Genomic DNA, 14522 nt, shown 5'->3' with positions numbered 1-14522 from the left:
GCATGCTGTGGCCATCGTCTCCGACGGCTCGCGCCGTCCCCATGCCGAAAGGCCCGCCCATGCGTCGTACCACCGCCCCCGCCCTCGCCGGCCTGAGTGCCACCGCCCTGCTGCTGTCGGGTTGTGGCTCCGACTCCCTCGACGACTCCAAGAGCTCTGCCTCCTCGGGCGCTGCGGGCGCGTCGAGCAAGGCCGCCGAGGTGACGAAGGACGACTCGCTCGCCAAGCTCGTCCCCGCCGCCATCGCCAAAGAGGGCACCCTGACGATCGGTTCGGACGCCTCATACGCCCCGAACGAGTTCACGGCTGCCGACGGCAAGACGATCCAGGGCATGGACATCGACCTGCTCAACGCCGTCGCCGCGAAGCTCGGTCTCAAGCTCACCTTCCAGAACGGCGACTTCGGCACCCTCATCGGCGGCGTCAACGCCGGCAAGTACCCGGCGGCGATCAGCTCGTTCACCATCAACGCCGAGCGCCTCAAGACCGCGAACATGGTGCAGTACTACAGCGCGGGCACCGCCTGGGTCACCGCCAAGGGCAACCCGAAGAAGCTCGACCCCGACAACGCGTGCGGCCTGACGATCGGCGTCCAGAAGGACACCGTGCAGCAGACCGACGACCTGCCCGCACGCAACAAGAAGTGCACCGCCGCGGGCAAGAAGCCGATCACGATCGTCAGCGAGGTCGCCCAGTCGAAGGTGACCGCCGACCTCATCGCCGGCAAGGTCGACGGCTTCGCGGCCGACTCCCCCGTCGCCAACTGGGCCGTCGCGAAGAACGACGCGAAGCTCGAGAAGGTCGGCTCGAAGTACGCCTCGGCCCCGTACGGCATCGTCGTCAAGAAGGACAACACGGCGTTCGCCGAGGCCATCTCGAAGGCCCTTGAGGCCCTCGACAAGGACGGCACCTACAAGAAGATCCTCGACGCCTGGAGCAACGGTGACGGCGCCGTCACCTCGTTCCCGGTCAACCCCAAGCCCTGATCGCGAACGACATGACCGACACCACCACCACCGAGCGGCCGGGCGTCATCGACGCCCGGCCGGTCCGGCATCCCGGCCGATGGGTCGCCCTCGCCGTCATCGCCGTCCTCGTCGCGATGATGATCAGCTCCGTCGTCACCAACAAGGCCTGGGACTGGCCGTTCGTGCTCAAGGTGATGAACTACTCGCCCGTGCTCGACGGACTGCTCAAGGGCACGATCATCGTGACGATCGTGTCGATGATCCTGGGCGTCGTGCTCGGCGTCATCCTCGCGATCATGCGCCTGTCGGACAACCCCGTGCTGCGCGGCGTGGCGTTCGTCTACATCTGGTTCTTCCGGGCCGTGCCACGCTACGTCCTCATGACGATCCTCGGTCTCGGCGTCCTGACCCTCTACCCGACCCTCGATCTCGGCGTGCCGTTCGGCAAGGACCTCGGGCTGACGTTCTACACCCTGGACGTCAAGACGATCAGCTCCGGCATCACCGTCGGCATCATCGGCCTCGGACTGTCCGAAGCCGCCTACATGGCGGAGATCGCGCGCGCCGGCATCCTGTCCGTCGACAACGGTCAGCGTGAGGCCGCCCAGGCCCTCGGCATGAGCAACGGCAAGGCCATGCGCCGCATCATCCTGCCGCAGGCGATGCGCGTCATCGTGCCGCCGACCGGCAACGAGGCCATCTCGATGGTCAAGGACACGTCGCTGCTGACGGCCGTGCCCGTCACCGCCGAACTGTTCAACCAGGCGCAGAACGTCGCCAACAACACGTACAAGGTGATGCCGAGCTACGTCGGCGCCCTCATGTGGTACCTCATCCTCTGCACGCTGCTCATGCTGCTGCAGAGCTGGCTGGAGCGACGCTTCGCGCGCGGCTTCGGGGCGCAGGGCACCACGACCGGCGGGTTCCGCTCACGTCTGTCCTCGATCGGAAGTGACCACTGATGAGCACCGCCGCCGCCGGGGCGAGCAACGCCCAGCCGCGACCGTCCGCCACCACGGCCCCCGTGGCCTCACGCTCCGATGAGCCACTCGTGCGCGCCGTCAACGTCATGAAGTCGTTCGGCAAGCACGAGGTGCTCAAGGGCATCGACCTCGACGTCCACCCCGGCGAGGTCGTCGTGCTGCTCGGCCCGTCGGGCTCGGGAAAGACGACGTTCCTGCGCTGCATCAACCAGCTCGAGACGATCGACGGCGGGCGCATCTGGGTCGACGGCGACCTCATGGGTTACGCCGACAAGGGAGGGCAACTGCACCGCCTCACGGACAGGAAGATCGCCGCGCAGCGTCGTGAGATCGGCATGGTCTTCCAGCGCTTCAACCTCTTCCCACACATGACGGCCCTCGAGAACGTCATGGAGGCGCCCGTCCAGGTCAAGGGCGTGGGCAAGGCCGAGGCGAAGGCGGAGGCCGAGCGGCTGCTCGAACGGGTCGGGCTCGGCGACAAGACGAAGCACTACCCCAGCCAGCTCTCGGGCGGCCAGCAGCAGCGCGTCGCCATCGCCCGCGCGCTCGCGATGCAGCCGAAGCTCATGCTGTTCGACGAGCCGACGTCCGCCCTCGACCCCGAACTGGTCGGCGAGGTGCTCGCCGTCATGAAGGAACTGGCCAAGGACGGGATGACGATGGTCGTCGTCACGCACGAGATGAGCTTCGCGCGGGACGTCGCGGACCGTGTCGTGTTCATGGACGCCGGCGTCGTCGTCGAGACCGGCGCGCCGCGCGACGTCATCAACAACCCGCAGCACGAGCGCACCAAGAGCTTCCTGTCGCGCATTCGCAGCGAGCACGAGGCGATCGCCGCCCTCGTCGACGACGAACTGCTCTGACGCTCGCCCAGCTGCACCCCACTACCCTGGTGGGATGCAGCTGGGCTTCGTCGTCGTCAGGGGTCGCTCGATGGAACCGACCTACGTCGACGGCGACGTCGTCCTCGTCGCCTGGGGTGCGTCGCCCCGGGTCGGGCGCTGCCACGTCGTCCGCCTCCCTGACGGCGACGACGGCCCCCGCCCGCTCGCGATCAAACGGGTGACGAGGCGCGAACGCCTCGCCGACGGCGCGTCGGGCTGGTGGGTGGAGCGTGACAACCCCCGTGAGGGGGTCGACTCATGGCTCGTCGGGGCGCTGGGGGACGAGGCGATGCGGGGGCGGGTCGTCAGTCCCGACTCCCCAGTGATGACGCAGATTCTGCGACGTTGTCGCACCTGCGTCAGCACCTTTCGCCGGGGCCGTGTCGCGCGATAGGTTGAGAGCAGTGCTGCCGTTCGGCAGCTGATCACCAGCAGCAAGGAGTCCCTCATGCTGAAGCGTTTCTTCACCCCCACCGTCGAGGTCTCGGCTCACTGCGACCTGCCCTGCGGCGTCTACGACCCTGCCCAGGCCCGCATCGAGGCCGAGTCGGTCAAGGCCATCATCGCCAAGGTCGCCGACAAGCCCGGCGACGAAGACTTCAAGATGCGCGCCACGATCATCAAGGAGCAGCGCAGCCAGCTCGTCAAGGAGCACCTGTGGGTGCTGTGGACGGACTACTTCAAGCCCCCGCACTTCGAGAAGTACCCGCAGCTTCACACCCTCGTCAACGAGGCGACGAAGCTCGCCGGTGCCAGCGGCACCAAGGGCGAGTGGGACATCGCCAAGGCTGACGAGTTGCTCGGCAAGATCGATGAGATCGCTCGCATCTTCGCGGAGACGAAGCAGGCCTGAGCCTCCCTCCCGCAACGAGAACGGCCCGGCATCCCCCTTGGATGCCGGGCCGTTCTCGCTGCCTCACCTGCGATTCTCGTTCACCGTCGCGAATCCCGTCCCCTCCTGCGATTTCCGTCCACATCGGCGGTTCTCGTCCACCTTCATGACGTCAGGTGCGTCAGTGCACGAGGCGGAGGATGACGTCGAGCAACGCCACCCCGACCACGGTGTACACGCCGACCCAGATGAGGCTGCCGACGGCGACGGCCGGCAGGTAGCGCACGAGCGGCATCCGGCCGGCCCCGGCCATGAGGTTGACGGCCGTCTGCACGCCGACCGTCAGGAACGACAGCGGGACGGCGAGCGGGCCGAAGCGGTGCACCATGCCCTCGGCGCGCTTGACGGAGCGCGCGTCGAGGTGGTGGGCGTACTTCGGATGCCGACGCCAGCCGCCGATCGCGCCGCGGCCGATCCAGTATGTCGCGTTGGCTCGCGCCATGACGATGCAGAACAGGATGCCGAACGCGAGCGCCACGGGCATCTCACGGATCGATTCCATGCGTTCAGACGGCCTCGGCCCGAGCGTTCGCACCCGCGGGGTAGCAGGCGTCCAGCGCGTCGAAGACGGCGGCGTTGAGGGCGAAGGCGCGACCGGCGGCGTCGAGGGCCTCGTCCTGCTCCTGCGTCGTGAGGGCCAACTCATCGAGGCGGGCGCGGTAGGCGTCCTTGTACGTCTTCGGCTTGGCGATGTCGAAGCGGTAGAAGGTGAGGACATCGTCAGGCGCGTCGTAGTGGCGGCGCATAAGCGTCGCGATGATCTGCCCGCCGGACAGATCCCCGAGGTAGCGCGTGTAGTGGTGGCCGATGAGCGTGGCCGGCGAGGCGGCGCAGGCGACGAGGTCGTCGACGTAGCGCTGCGTGGCGGGCAGGATCGCCGTGGCGTCCGCATAGCCGAGGCGTTCCAGCGCGGCGAGGTCGTGACGCAGCGATGCGGCGCGCTCGAGTGCCGGGTCCAGCAGCGGCGCGAGGCGGGGGTCATCGCGGTGCGTCGCGCACGCCGACTCGAGGTGGTCGTACACCGGCAGCAGCTGACGCTGCAGCCCCTGGTGCGCGCCGATGCTGCTCTCGCCGCCCATGAGGCGGGTCATGAAGCCGCGGTTCTCGGCGTGCTCGTGCGCGGCACGGGTGTGGTCGCGCAGCGCGGCCGACAGGGGCGGGGTGAGGGTCGTCGTCATGGATCCGAGCCTTTCTGATGAGGTAAGGCTCACCTTAAGAAAGGTCCACCTCCGCTCGGATCAATCGAACGGTTGATCCGAGACTCCACCTCCCCACCACGCCAGGCCGACGAGGGCGAGCCGCCTCTCGCTGCGCGGATGCGCGCAGGGGGCACGAGCGCGATGTGACAGAATGGGGAGGTTGGCCCCCGACGTACCGGGGGGAAGACCCCGAACCAGGGAGCAAGACCATGAGCAAGCGCGCACGCAAGCGTCGCAGCCGCAAGGGCAAGGGCGCGAACCACGGCAAGAAGCCCAACGCCTGAGCATCTGCCGCAGACGCGAACGAAGGCCGACCACCCTCACGGGATGGTCGGCCTTCGTCATGCTCGGTTCGGCGTCAGGCCTCGTAGCGCACCTCGGTGCGCTCGTAGGTGATGCGCGTGAGGATCGACGAGCGCAGTTGCTCCGGCGCCTGCTCACAGGCGCAAGCGCGCTTGATGAGCTTCTTGAGCAGCATGTCGCGCTCGTACTCCGTCAAACACGGGGGGCAGTCGAGCAGGTGAGCCTTGATCTCCTCGTACTGCTCGGCCGTCAGCTCACCGTCGATGTAGGCGTAGAGACGATCGACGTACTCGGGGCACTTGTCGCTCATTTCTTCGCCCCCTTCGCGGTGTCCGCCTCACCCTTGAGGAAGCCGCGCCCACGCGCGTAGTCCTCGAGTTGTTCACGCAGCAGCTTGCGTCCGCGGTGCAGGCGCGACATCACGGTGCCGATCGGCGTGTCCATGATCTTGGCGATCTCCTTGTAGGGGAAACCCTCGACGTCGGCGTAGTACACCGCGAGACGGAAGTCCTCCGGCAAGGCCTGCAGCGCCTTCTTGATGTCGCTGTCGGGCAGGTGATCGAGCGCTTCGTTCTCGGCCGACTTCAACCCCGTCGACGAGTGCGCCTCGGCCCGCGCGAGCTGGTAGTCCTCCACCTCGGCGGCGTCGGACTCGAGCGGCTGACGCTGCTTCTTGCGGTAAGAGTTGATGTACGTGTTCGTCTGGATGCGGTACAGCCACGCCTTGAGGTTCGTGCCCGGCTTGTACTGGTGGAAGGCTGCGAACGCCTTCGCGAACGTCTCCTGCACGAGATCCTCGGCGTCGCTCGGGTTGCGCGTCGTGCGCAGGGCGGCGCTGTAGAGCTGATCGAGGTACGGCATCGCGTCACGCTCGAAGCGCGCGGCCCGCTCGGCCGGGGTCTCGGTACTCGGGTCGAAATCCTTGGAATCGGTGACGCTGCGTGACGCCGCGCCGCCGTCTGGCTGCGGCGCGCCGAGGGCGTCGACCGTCGTGTTGTCTGTCATCGCGCTCAACCCTAGCGCGGGGTGCGGCGCGACACGAGACGCGCGCGTGCCCGCGCCACCGAAACCGGTGGTGAGGCTCAGCGCGGACGGTTCGACCGGAACCACGGGTGCTACCAGCATCGTGCTCACTTTCGACGTTCGAATGGCCCTCGTGGGCTTTCTGATTCGCCGTCGTCAACACGATGAGTGGGCTGCGCTATTCCCCGCCCCGCTCTCGATATGAGTCAGGACGCGGCGGCCAGCCACCTGCGCACGGCGTCGACGACATCCTGCGGCTGCTTGCTGAATCCGTGCGGGCCCGCGACGGCGGCGACGTCGGCGCCGGGCAGCGCGGCGCGGATCGCGTCGGGGCCGCCGAAGGTGTCCGTGGCGCCTTGCACGACGAGCAGGGGAACGACCGCATCGAGCACGGCTTGCGCCTCGTCCGTGCGCCATTTCGACGGGTCGTCCGCCTTGCCCGGCGGCGCGAGCGGAAAAGCCAGCGCGACGACGGCGTCAGCGCCCGTCTCGACGGCGGTGCGGCACGCGACGCGGGCACCGGCCGAACGACCACCCTGCACGAAGCGGCCCGTGATCTCGTCCGCCTCGCGCAAGTGACTCACGACGGCGCGCCAACCCTCGTCGAGGGTCTTCGGGGGCGTGGCGATCTTGCGGCCCGCGAGCACCCAGGGCTGGTCGACGAGGACGACACGCCACCCGTCATCGGCGAGGTGGAGCAAGCCCCACAGGTCGGGCGTGTTCGTGCCCTTGCCGGCGCCGTGTCCGAGGACGAGTGTTCCGACGGGCTGGTGTTTGCCGGTCGTCGTGACCGCCGCAGTCTCAGCGTTCGCAGACTCGGTACTCGAGGACTCGGAGTTCTTCACCTCCGTGTTCGCGCGACCACCGACGGGATCGATGACGTAGGCGCGTGCCGGCCCGGCGTCCGTCTCGATGTCAAGAACGCGGTGCGCTCGTTCCGGCGCGACAGACCGGGAGGGACGTGGTTCGGCGGTCACTTCTCGGCCCCGATGATCTCGCCGGTCGCGGGGTCGACGACGCCCACGAGGTCGGATTCGGGCGCGGGTTCGATGAGGCCTGGGCCGTTCGTCCGGTTCGAACTCACCGCGCGTGAGACGGGGTAGGCCTCGAAGGGGCTCGAATCGCCGGGCGTGAGGAACGTCGCGACGTCGGCGTCGTCGGTCAGCGTCGGGTCGAGCCACTCGGCCCATTGCTCGCGTTCGAGCGCGAGGGGCTGGCGATCGTGGATGCGGTCGAGGCCCTGCCCCGCGCTCGTCGTGATGATGGCGAACGTCGTCAGCCACGCGGCCGGGTCGCCGTCGGGCAGCGAACGATCGCACCAAAACTCGTAGAGGCCGGCGAATGCGACGTCCGTGCCGTCGACGCGGCGCATGTAGAACGGCTGCTTGCGCGGTTTGCCCTTGGCGTCGAGCGCCGTCGGTGACAGCTGCCACTCGTACCAACCCGACGCGGGCACGAGGCAGCGACGCGCGCGGGCGGCCTTCGCGAACGACGGTTTCTCGAGCAACGTCTCAGCGCGCGCGTTGATCATGCGCACGCCACCCTTGGTGTCCTTCGACCACGAGGGCACGAGCCCCCACGTGAGGTGACGCAGCTGACGTTTCGCCTCGCCGCGCGAGCCGTCGTCGAGCCGCTCGGGACGGGTCAGGACGACGGGCGCCTGCTTCGTCGGCGCCATGTTGTAGTCGGGCTCACCGACAGGCGGGTTCTGCGGCGACGCGAGCAGCGACCGCGTCTGCTCGCCCGTCGCGTCGACGTCGACCTCGAACTCCTCGACCAACTCACCCGTGCTCGCACTGGCTGCGTATCTGCCGCACATGCGAGAAAGCCTAGACCGCTGGGGCGTGCCCCCGTCTCGTCAGCGTCGTCGACGATCCGCGGCGGCGGCGCGGGTACTCCCCCTGGGGCCATGACGCGGCCTGCGCGATGTCGTCCTCACCGAGCCCGTGCTTGAACGCGCTGGGGTGCAGCTTCACGCGGCGTAGTTGTTCAGTGCCCGGCGAATCGCCTCTGAACGGGAGAGGTGCTCGCGTTCGACGACACGATCGAGCGCAGCGAGCTCGTCGGACGTCAGCCTGACCGCGACGACCAGCACCGGCCTGGCTCCCCGTCCGGGCCGACCGCGTCCTCGACGCTTCAACGGCTCGACGGCGTAGCCGGCTTCAGCCTCGGCAACCATGGACTCGATCATCGCATCGGTGACCTGATCCTCATGCATGCGTTTCTCGTAAACGACATCTTCGGTTCGCCTGCAGGGTGGAGGGACCGGCCGCTGCCCAGGATCGCGCGGTCTGTTGCCCTCGGTGCTCGCATGTTGTCGGTGGCGCCGACTAACGTGGGAGGCCAAGGCGTCGACGATCGACGCCGACCTTCACAGGAGGAGGAATCATGATCCGTCGCATCGCGCGTACCGCGCTCGCCAGCTACTTCCTCAACGAGGCGGCCAAGGCGTTCACCAACACGAAGTCGCAGGCCGCCGAGGCCGCGCCGTTCGTCGAGTTCGTCAGCCGCGAGAGCGGCAGCAAGGTGCCGAACGACCCCGAGATGATCGTCAAGGGCCAGGGCGCGCTCATGGGTGCCGCCGGCACCGCCCTCGCGCTCGGCAAGCTCCCGCGCCTGTCCGCGGCTCTGCTCGCCCCGACGGTCGGCGCGAACGCCTACATGCACGAGGCGTTCTGGGCCGAGAAGGACCCGGAGGTGAAGGCACGCAAGCAGTCCAACTTCTTCCGCACTGCCGCCATCGTCGGTGGCGTGCTGCTCGCCGCCGCCGACACCGCGGGCAAGCCGGGCCTCGCCTGGCGTACCTCGCACGGCGTCGACGTCACGCGCCGTGAGGCCAAACGCGCCGCGAAGACGGCTCGTCGCGAGGCCAAGCTCATGGCCGCCGTCGCCGGGAGCAAGCTGCCCTCATGACCTCCGGCAGTACGAGCGCTCGCGCAGCGGGCCTCGACATGAAGAACTCCGACATGACGACCACCGCCGCGACGAGCGCCGCTTCCGCGAACCCGACGACCGACTGGCCCGCGCCTCGCGCGGACCGGCCGGTCGTCGGCGCGTTCAGCGTCCCCGGCTCGAAATCCCTGACGAACCGCTACCTCGTCCTCGCCGCCCTCGCCGACGACGACTCTCTCCTGCGGGCGCCGTTGCGCTCGCGCGACACCCTCCTCATGGCGCAAGCACTGCGCGCGATGGGCGTCCAGGTCGAGGACGTGCCCGGAGACTCCCCCGAGGGCGACGACTGGCACGTCACTCCTGCACCCTTTCGGGGCCCCGCACAGGTCGACTGCGGCCTCGCCGGCACCGTCATGCGCTTCCTCCCGCCGGTCGCCGCCCTCGCGGACGGGCCGGTCGCCTTCGACGGCGACGAGCACGCCCGCAATCGCCCCATGGGTCCTGTCCTGCAGGCCCTCGCCGACCTCGGCGTCCGCATCGACGACGACAGCCGCCGCGCACTGCCGTTCACCGTCCACGGCACCGGAGCCGTCACGGGCGGGCGCGTCGAGGTCAACGCCTCGACGAGTTCGCAGTTCGTCTCCGCACTGCTGCTCTCCGGCGCGCGCTTCGACGAGGGCGTGACGATCGTCCACACCGGCGCAACGCTGCCGAGCATCCCCCACATCGACATGACGGTCGAGGTGCTGCGTGACGCGGGCGTCGTCATCGAGGTCGGTGACGACGTCGACGCCGACGGGCGCGGCAGCTACGCGTGGAGCGTCGAACCCAGCGACATCCGCGCGCTCGACGTCATGGTCGAGCCCGACCTGTCGAACGCTGCCCCCTTCCTCGCGGCGGCCGCCGTCACGGGTGGCGAGGTGTTCATGGCCGACTGGCCGACGTTCACGACGCAGCCGGGCGATCACATCCGTGGCGTTCTCGAGCGCATGGGCTGCAAGGTGACGCTCGATCGTGACGGTCTGCGTGTGCGCGGCCCCGAAAGCGGTCGTCTGCGGGGCATCGACGTCGACCTCACCGAAGCGTCCGAGCTGACGCCCGTCGTCGTCGCCCTGTGCGCGCTCGCCGACGGTGGCAGCCGCATCCGCGGCGTCGCCCACATCCGCGGCCACGAGACCGATCGACTCGCGGCGCTCTCGCGCGAGTTCACGGCGATCGGGGCGCAGGTGCACGAGACCGAGGACGGTCTTGTCATCACCCCGGTGCCGCGAGAAGTGCTGCACGGCGGGCTGTTCCACACGTACGACGATCACCGCATGGCGATGGCGGCTGCGGTCGTCGGGCTCGTCGTTGACGGCATCGTCGTCGAGAACGTCGGCACGACCGCCAAGACGCTGCCGCACTTCGACCGGCGGTGGGAGGCGCTGCTCGACGGCACGAGTGCGGCGCACGAGCCGGCGCTGCAGCGGACGGTCTGAGATGGCGAGTCGCAACTGGAGTGAGTCCGACGTGCGCGTGCGCCCCAACCGCAAGGGATCTCGGCCCCGCACGAAGGATCGCCCCAAGCACGCCGACGCCGTCATCGGCATGGTGACGGGTGTCGACCGCGGCCGCTGGTCGGTCCTGCTCGACGGACGGCAGATCACGGCGATGCGCGCCCGCGAGCTGACGCGCACGCCCATCGTCGTCGGTGACCGTGTTGCGCTCGTCGGCGACACGAGCGGTCACGAGGGCTCGCTCGCGCGCATCGTGCGCGTCGAGGAACGCTCGAGCGTGCTGCGCCGCACCGCCGACGACACCGACCCGTACGAGCGCGTCATCGTCGCGAACGCCGACCAGCTCGTCATGGTGACGGCGGTCGCGAACCCCGAGCCGCGGACCGGCCTCATCGACCGCTGCCTCGTCGCCGCCTACGACGCGGGGCTCGACCCGCTGCTCGCGCTGACGAAGGCCGACCTTGGCGACCCGGCGCCGTTCCTCGCGAACTACGCCGACCTCGACGTGCCGCACAGCGTCACGTCGGCGCACGAGCTGAGCGACGCCCAACGGGACGAGCTGATCGCGTCCGGTGGTCGTGTCGCCCGTGACCTCGACGGTCTCGACGACCTGCGCGCCCGCCTCGCCGGGCGTGTCAGCGTCCTCGTCGGGCACTCCGGCGTCGGCAAGTCGACACTCGTCAACGCCCTCGTTCCGGATGCCGCGCGCACGACCGGCCACGTCAACGACGTGACGGGACGCGGGCGCCACACCTCGACGTCGGCGATCGCCCTCGAACTTCCCGGGCCGGAGGGCGGCTGGATCATCGACACCCCCGGCATTCGTTCGTTCGGCCTCGCACACATCGACCCGACGACGATCGTCGACCACTTCCCTGAGCTCGCCCCCGGCACTGCCGAATGCCCACGCGGCTGCTCGCACGACGAGGCAGACTGCGCGCTCGACGCCTACGTCGCCGCGGGTCACGCCGGCACGACGGGCCCGGCGCGCCTGGCGTCGTTGCGTCGTCTGCTGCGCTCGCGCCACGTGCCCGACAAGGACGAGCACCTCGAGCGACGCTGAACCCGACCGCGGGGTAGACGAGTGAGCACTCACTCGCCTACCCCGCTACCGCGTGCTCGCGGTGCCGGCGAGCCGGTAGCGTGGGCGCAATGAGCGACACCCTGCGCGACCCCAGCCCGTACCACGACGACCTGCGCCTGGCCCACGTCCTCGCCGACTCGGTCGAAGAGATCACGATGTCGCGCTTCGGCGCCGCCGACCTGCAGGTCGAGTCGAAACCCGACCTCACCCCCGTGACGGAGGCCGACCGCGAGGCCGAACGCGTCATCCGCGAGAACCTCAAGCGCGCGCGCCCGCGCGACGCCATCAAGGGTGAGGAATTCGGCACGAGCGGCGACGCCGATCGGCTGTGGATCATCGACCCCATCGACGGGACGAAGAACTACGTGCGCGGTGTGCCCGTCTGGGCGACCCTCATCGCCCTCGTCGACGCGGGCACGCCCGTCGTCGGTCTCGTCGCCGCACCCGCACTGCACCGCCGCTGGTGGGCCGCGCAGGGCACCGGCGCGTGGACCGGACGCAGCCTCACGAGCGCGACGTCGATCAGCGTCTCGAAGGTCGACAGGCTGGCGGACGCCTCTCTCAGCTATTCCTCGTTCAACGGCTGGGCCGAACGTGGCAAGGACATGGACCTGTTCCGCCTGTCGAAGGAATGCTGGCGTTCACGCGCCTACGGCGACTTCTTCTCGCACATGCTCGTCGCGCAGGGAAGCGTCGACATCGCGCCCGAACCGGAGCTCGAGGACTACGACATGGCGGCGCTCGTGCCCATCGTCACCGAGGCGGGCGGCCGCTTCACCGGCCTCGACGGACGCCCCGGCTGCTGGAGCGGCAACGGCGTCTCGACGAACGGCCTGCTCCACGACGAGGTGCTCGCTCGTCTCGGCGACGACTCCCCCGCGCCGTCCCTCATCCCGGGCGAGTGACGACGACGGCGCCCCGCTCGCGTGAGCGGGGCGCCGTCGCGCATCGCACGGATTCGTGCGACCGGAATCAGGCCTTCGGCGTCTCAGACTGCTTCTCGAGCGCCGGCGCGTCCGCACCGTCAACGGCTTCGAGCTGCGCGCTGCCCTTCGACAGCTCGAGCAGGCCGGGCACGTCGACGCTCGGGTGGTACTTCTCCCCGAGTTCGGCGATCGCGAGACGCGCGTGGACCTGCTGCTCCGTGGTGGTGCGCTCGTCGCGGCTGTCGCTCGCGAACGCGACGGCCCAGCTCAGCATCGTCGACAGGCGCGACTTGAAGCCGATGATGTAGACGAGGTGAACGCCGAGCCACATGAGCCACGCGATGAACCCCTCCGTCTCGAGGCGGCCCACCTTCGTCACGGCCGAAAAACGGGAGATCGTCGCCATCGAGCCCTTGTCGAAGTACTTGAACTTCGCCGGGGCCGGCTCACCCTTGACGCCCGCGAGGATCGACTTGGCCGCGAACTTTCCGCCCTGGATCGCCACCTGCGCGACGCCGGGCAGCTTGTCGAGGCTCATCATGTCGCCGACGACGAAGATCTCCGGGTGGCCGGGCAGCGTCAGGTCGGGCTGCACGGAGATGCGCCCGGCGCGGTCGACCTCGGCGCCCGTCTTGTCACCGAGCAGCTTGCCGAGCGGGCTCGCGGCGACGCCTGCGGCCCACACCTTGCACGCGGAGTCGATGCGGGTGACGGTGCCGTCCTGCGTCTTCATCTCGATGCCCGTGGCGTCGACATTCGTCACCATCTGCCCGAGCAGCACCTCGACGCCCATGCTCTCGAGCTGCTTCTTCGCCTTCTCGCCGAGGTTCTTGCCGAACGGTGGCAGCACCTGCGGCGCCGCATCGACGAGGACGATGCGCGCGTCCTTGGGGTTGATGTGGCGGAAGTCCTCGGCGAGGGTGCGGTTGGCGAGTTCGCTGATCTGCCCGGCCATCTCGACGCCCGTCGGGCCGGCCCCGACGACGACGAACGTCAGCAGCGTGCGCACGTCGTCCCACTCGCCGGCGGCCGCGGCCACTTCCGCTGTCTCGAAGGCACCGAAGATGCGACCTCGCAGCTCGAGCGCGTCGTCGATGCTCTTCATGCCGGGCGCGAACTCGGCGAAGTGGTCATTGCCGAAGTACGACTGCCCCGCGCCGGCCGCGACGATGAGCGAGTCGTAGTCGTACGTCTGGGTCGAGTCCAGCAGTTGCGCGAAGACGCGCTTGTTCTGGACGTCGATGTCGCTGACCGTCCCCTGGAATACCTCGACGTTCTTGACCTTCTTGAGCACCTCGCGCGTGCTCGGGGCGATGACGCCCTCGCTGAGGATGCCGGTCGCGACCTGGTACAGCAGCGGCTGGAACAGGTGATGCGTCGTCGAGGAGATGAGGACGACGTCGACGTCCTCGTCCTTGAACTGGGTCGCGGCGAACAGACCGCCGAAGCCGGAGCCGATGATGACGACGCGGTGGCGCGTGGCGCTCTTGTGTGCAATACCCATGGATTCCTCGCAGATCTCGCGTGCGTGTCGCCTGGCCCGATCACGCTTGGACGCTGCCCCCAGCTTACTCATTCCCGACGCCCACCCATGGGTGTGTCGCGGCCGGTAGGCTGCCCCATGACACGGGCGCGCCCGACCACCGACATCGGCGGGCCGGCACCCGGATGACAACGACGGATCGACGTAGGACGGGACGGCGCACCGCGCCGCGAACGGAGTGGACGATGAGCGAACGAGGCCGCGAGCCGTACCCCATCCAGTGGAACGCGCCCGCCACGGGCACCGCGCAGCCGGCGTGGGCCGGGCCGCGACCAGATGCTCAGCTCGACGCGCCCGCCGGCCAGGCTGACGCTCCGGCTGCCGCCGGC

At 69.1% G+C, this 14522-nt stretch carries 19 protein-coding genes; 10 read left to right on the top strand and 9 right to left on the bottom strand.

Going from position 1 to position 14522, the window contains the following annotated elements; all coding sequences use genetic code 11:
• Positions 1–59: 59 nt before the first annotated feature.
• The 5 genes from HMPREF0321_RS08685 (at position 60) to sodN (ending at position 3688) form a co-directional block, all read left to right on the top strand.
• On the top strand, positions 60–986 hold the full coding sequence (locus HMPREF0321_RS08685) for an ABC transporter substrate-binding protein (RefSeq protein ID WP_006945918.1): 927 nt from the start codon (positions 60–62) through the stop codon (positions 984–986).
• Between the two features lie 11 nt (positions 987–997).
• Complete coding sequence (locus tag HMPREF0321_RS08680) at positions 998–1930, top strand: amino acid ABC transporter permease (protein WP_006945891.1); 933 nt, start codon at positions 998–1000, stop codon at positions 1928–1930.
• A gap of 107 nt (positions 1931–2037) precedes the next feature.
• Entirely contained in the window at positions 2038–2814 is a 777-nt protein-coding gene (locus HMPREF0321_RS08675; RefSeq protein ID WP_156444936.1) for an amino acid ABC transporter ATP-binding protein, read from the top strand.
• 34 nt (positions 2815–2848) lie between these two features.
• Positions 2849–3229, top strand: a complete 381-nt coding sequence (locus tag HMPREF0321_RS08670; RefSeq protein WP_006945900.1) for a S24/S26 family peptidase — start codon at positions 2849–2851, stop codon at positions 3227–3229.
• 54 nt (positions 3230–3283) lie between these two features.
• The gene (gene sodN, locus HMPREF0321_RS08665) at positions 3284–3688 is read left to right on the top strand and encodes a superoxide dismutase, Ni (RefSeq protein ID WP_006945950.1); all 405 of its coding nucleotides are present in this window, start codon (positions 3284–3286) and stop codon (positions 3686–3688) included.
• Between the two features lie 160 nt (positions 3689–3848).
• On the opposite strand, the gene HMPREF0321_RS08660 is transcribed toward sodN, so the two are convergent.
• Both HMPREF0321_RS08660 and HMPREF0321_RS08655 read right to left on the bottom strand, forming a co-directional pair.
• On the bottom strand, positions 3849–4229 hold the full coding sequence (locus tag HMPREF0321_RS08660; protein ID WP_006946040.1) for a DedA family protein: 381 nt from the start codon (positions 4227–4229) through the stop codon (positions 3849–3851).
• A 4-nt stretch (positions 4230–4233) separates the two neighbouring features.
• Positions 4234–4905, bottom strand: coding sequence for a heme oxygenase (biliverdin-producing) (locus HMPREF0321_RS08655; RefSeq protein WP_006945879.1), 672 nt, complete (start codon positions 4903–4905; stop codon positions 4234–4236).
• Positions 4906–5135: 230 nt separating this feature from the next.
• Here HMPREF0321_RS08655 and HMPREF0321_RS17420 point away from each other — a divergent pair, with 230 nt between their 5' ends.
• Positions 5136–5210 carry a 50S ribosomal protein bL37 gene (locus tag HMPREF0321_RS17420; protein WP_369798754.1) on the top strand — a complete coding sequence of 25 codons (75 nt, stop codon included), beginning with the start codon at positions 5136–5138 and terminating at the stop codon, positions 5208–5210.
• 74 nt (positions 5211–5284) lie between these two features.
• Here the strand turns inward: HMPREF0321_RS17420 and rsrA are convergent, their stop codons facing one another.
• From rsrA to HMPREF0321_RS08630, 6 genes are all read right to left on the bottom strand, one after another.
• A complete protein-coding gene (gene rsrA / locus HMPREF0321_RS08650) occupies positions 5285–5539 on the bottom strand; it encodes a mycothiol system anti-sigma-R factor (protein ID WP_006945939.1) in 255 nt (84 codons plus the stop codon).
• Positions 5536–6354: a sigma-70 family RNA polymerase sigma factor gene (locus HMPREF0321_RS08645; protein ID WP_254653983.1), complete on the bottom strand. Its 819-nt coding sequence runs from the start codon at positions 6352–6354 to the stop codon at positions 5536–5538. The genes rsrA and HMPREF0321_RS08645 overlap by 4 nt, the downstream gene beginning before the upstream one ends.
• A gap of 104 nt (positions 6355–6458) precedes the next feature.
• A complete protein-coding gene (locus HMPREF0321_RS08640; RefSeq protein WP_006945940.1) occupies positions 6459–7229 on the bottom strand; it encodes an alpha/beta family hydrolase in 771 nt (256 codons plus the stop codon).
• Entirely contained in the window at positions 7226–8071 is an 846-nt protein-coding gene (locus HMPREF0321_RS08635; protein ID WP_006945914.1) for an SOS response-associated peptidase, read from the bottom strand. The genes HMPREF0321_RS08640 and HMPREF0321_RS08635 overlap by 4 nt, the downstream gene beginning before the upstream one ends.
• Positions 8072–8081: 10 nt before the next feature.
• Positions 8082–8228: a hypothetical protein gene (locus tag HMPREF0321_RS16495; RefSeq protein ID WP_172462939.1), complete on the bottom strand. Its 147-nt coding sequence runs from the start codon at positions 8226–8228 to the stop codon at positions 8082–8084.
• A complete protein-coding gene (locus tag HMPREF0321_RS08630) occupies positions 8225–8470 on the bottom strand; it encodes a ribbon-helix-helix protein, CopG family (protein WP_006945986.1) in 246 nt (81 codons plus the stop codon). Before HMPREF0321_RS08630 ends, HMPREF0321_RS16495 begins: the two co-directional genes overlap by 4 nt.
• A gap of 170 nt (positions 8471–8640) precedes the next feature.
• On the opposite strand from HMPREF0321_RS08630, the gene HMPREF0321_RS08625 reads away from it, so the two are divergent.
• The 4 genes from HMPREF0321_RS08625 to hisN all read left to right on the top strand — a co-directional run bounded on the left by HMPREF0321_RS08625 (position 8641) and on the right by hisN (position 12629).
• The gene (locus HMPREF0321_RS08625) at positions 8641–9165 is read left to right on the top strand and encodes a hypothetical protein (RefSeq protein WP_006945882.1); all 525 of its coding nucleotides are present in this window, start codon (positions 8641–8643) and stop codon (positions 9163–9165) included.
• On the top strand, positions 9162–10622 hold the full coding sequence (aroA, locus tag HMPREF0321_RS08620; protein WP_006945952.1) for a 3-phosphoshikimate 1-carboxyvinyltransferase: 1461 nt from the start codon (positions 9162–9164) through the stop codon (positions 10620–10622). The genes HMPREF0321_RS08625 and aroA overlap by 4 nt, the downstream gene beginning before the upstream one ends.
• A gap of 1 nt (position 10623) precedes the next feature.
• The gene (rsgA, locus tag HMPREF0321_RS08615; RefSeq protein ID WP_006945866.1) at positions 10624–11703 is read left to right on the top strand and encodes a ribosome small subunit-dependent GTPase A; all 1080 of its coding nucleotides are present in this window, start codon (positions 10624–10626) and stop codon (positions 11701–11703) included.
• Positions 11704–11792: 89 nt separating this feature from the next.
• Complete coding sequence (hisN, locus tag HMPREF0321_RS08610; RefSeq protein WP_040014769.1) at positions 11793–12629, top strand: histidinol-phosphatase; 837 nt, start codon at positions 11793–11795, stop codon at positions 12627–12629.
• A gap of 67 nt (positions 12630–12696) precedes the next feature.
• On the opposite strand, the gene HMPREF0321_RS08605 is transcribed toward hisN, so the two are convergent.
• The gene (locus HMPREF0321_RS08605; protein ID WP_006945907.1) at positions 12697–14154 is read right to left on the bottom strand and encodes an NAD(P)/FAD-dependent oxidoreductase; all 1458 of its coding nucleotides are present in this window, start codon (positions 14152–14154) and stop codon (positions 12697–12699) included.
• Positions 14155–14522 lie beyond the last annotated feature (368 nt).

Origin of the sequence: Dermacoccus sp. Ellin185 (genome assembly GCF_000152185.1) — a bacterium.
Classification (GTDB): Bacteria; Actinomycetota; Actinomycetes; order Actinomycetales; family Dermatophilaceae; genus Dermacoccus; species Dermacoccus nishinomiyaensis.
The sequence above is the reverse complement of the archived record's forward strand: the minus strand, read 5'-3'. Positions and strand labels throughout refer to the sequence as shown.

Bases quoted from the DNA above. Each gene is read 5' to 3' on its own strand.
- HMPREF0321_RS08685 (WP_006945918.1), top strand. From the start codon at position 60: ATGCGTCGTACCACCGCCCCCGCCCTCGCCGGCCTGAGTGCCACCGCC.
- HMPREF0321_RS08680 (WP_006945891.1), top strand. From the start codon at position 998: ATGACCGACACCACCACCACCGAGCGGCCGGGCGTCATCGACGCCCGG.
- HMPREF0321_RS08675 (WP_156444936.1), top strand. From the start codon at position 2,038: ATGAAGTCGTTCGGCAAGCACGAGGTGCTCAAGGGCATCGACCTCGAC.
- HMPREF0321_RS08670 (WP_006945900.1), top strand. From the start codon at position 2,849: ATGCAGCTGGGCTTCGTCGTCGTCAGGGGTCGCTCGATGGAACCGACC.
- sodN (WP_006945950.1), top strand. From the start codon at position 3,284: ATGCTGAAGCGTTTCTTCACCCCCACCGTCGAGGTCTCGGCTCACTGC.
- HMPREF0321_RS08660 (WP_006946040.1), bottom strand. From the start codon at position 4,229: ATGGAATCGATCCGTGAGATGCCCGTGGCGCTCGCGTTCGGCATCCTG.
- HMPREF0321_RS08655 (WP_006945879.1), bottom strand. From the start codon at position 4,905: ATGACGACGACCCTCACCCCGCCCCTGTCGGCCGCGCTGCGCGACCAC.
- rsrA (WP_006945939.1), bottom strand. From the start codon at position 5,539: ATGAGCGACAAGTGCCCCGAGTACGTCGATCGTCTCTACGCCTACATC.
- HMPREF0321_RS08645 (WP_254653983.1), bottom strand. From the start codon at position 6,354: ATGCTGGTAGCACCCGTGGTTCCGGTCGAACCGTCCGCGCTGAGCCTC.
- HMPREF0321_RS08635 (WP_006945914.1), bottom strand. From the start codon at position 8,071: ATGTGCGGCAGATACGCAGCCAGTGCGAGCACGGGTGAGTTGGTCGAG.
- HMPREF0321_RS08630 (WP_006945986.1), bottom strand. From the start codon at position 8,470: ATGCATGAGGATCAGGTCACCGATGCGATGATCGAGTCCATGGTTGCC.
- HMPREF0321_RS08625 (WP_006945882.1), top strand. From the start codon at position 8,641: ATGATCCGTCGCATCGCGCGTACCGCGCTCGCCAGCTACTTCCTCAAC.
- aroA (WP_006945952.1), top strand. From the start codon at position 9,162: ATGACCTCCGGCAGTACGAGCGCTCGCGCAGCGGGCCTCGACATGAAG.
- rsgA (WP_006945866.1), top strand. From the start codon at position 10,624: ATGGCGAGTCGCAACTGGAGTGAGTCCGACGTGCGCGTGCGCCCCAAC.
- hisN (WP_040014769.1), top strand. From the start codon at position 11,793: ATGAGCGACACCCTGCGCGACCCCAGCCCGTACCACGACGACCTGCGC.
- HMPREF0321_RS08605 (WP_006945907.1), bottom strand. From the start codon at position 14,154: ATGGGTATTGCACACAAGAGCGCCACGCGCCACCGCGTCGTCATCATC.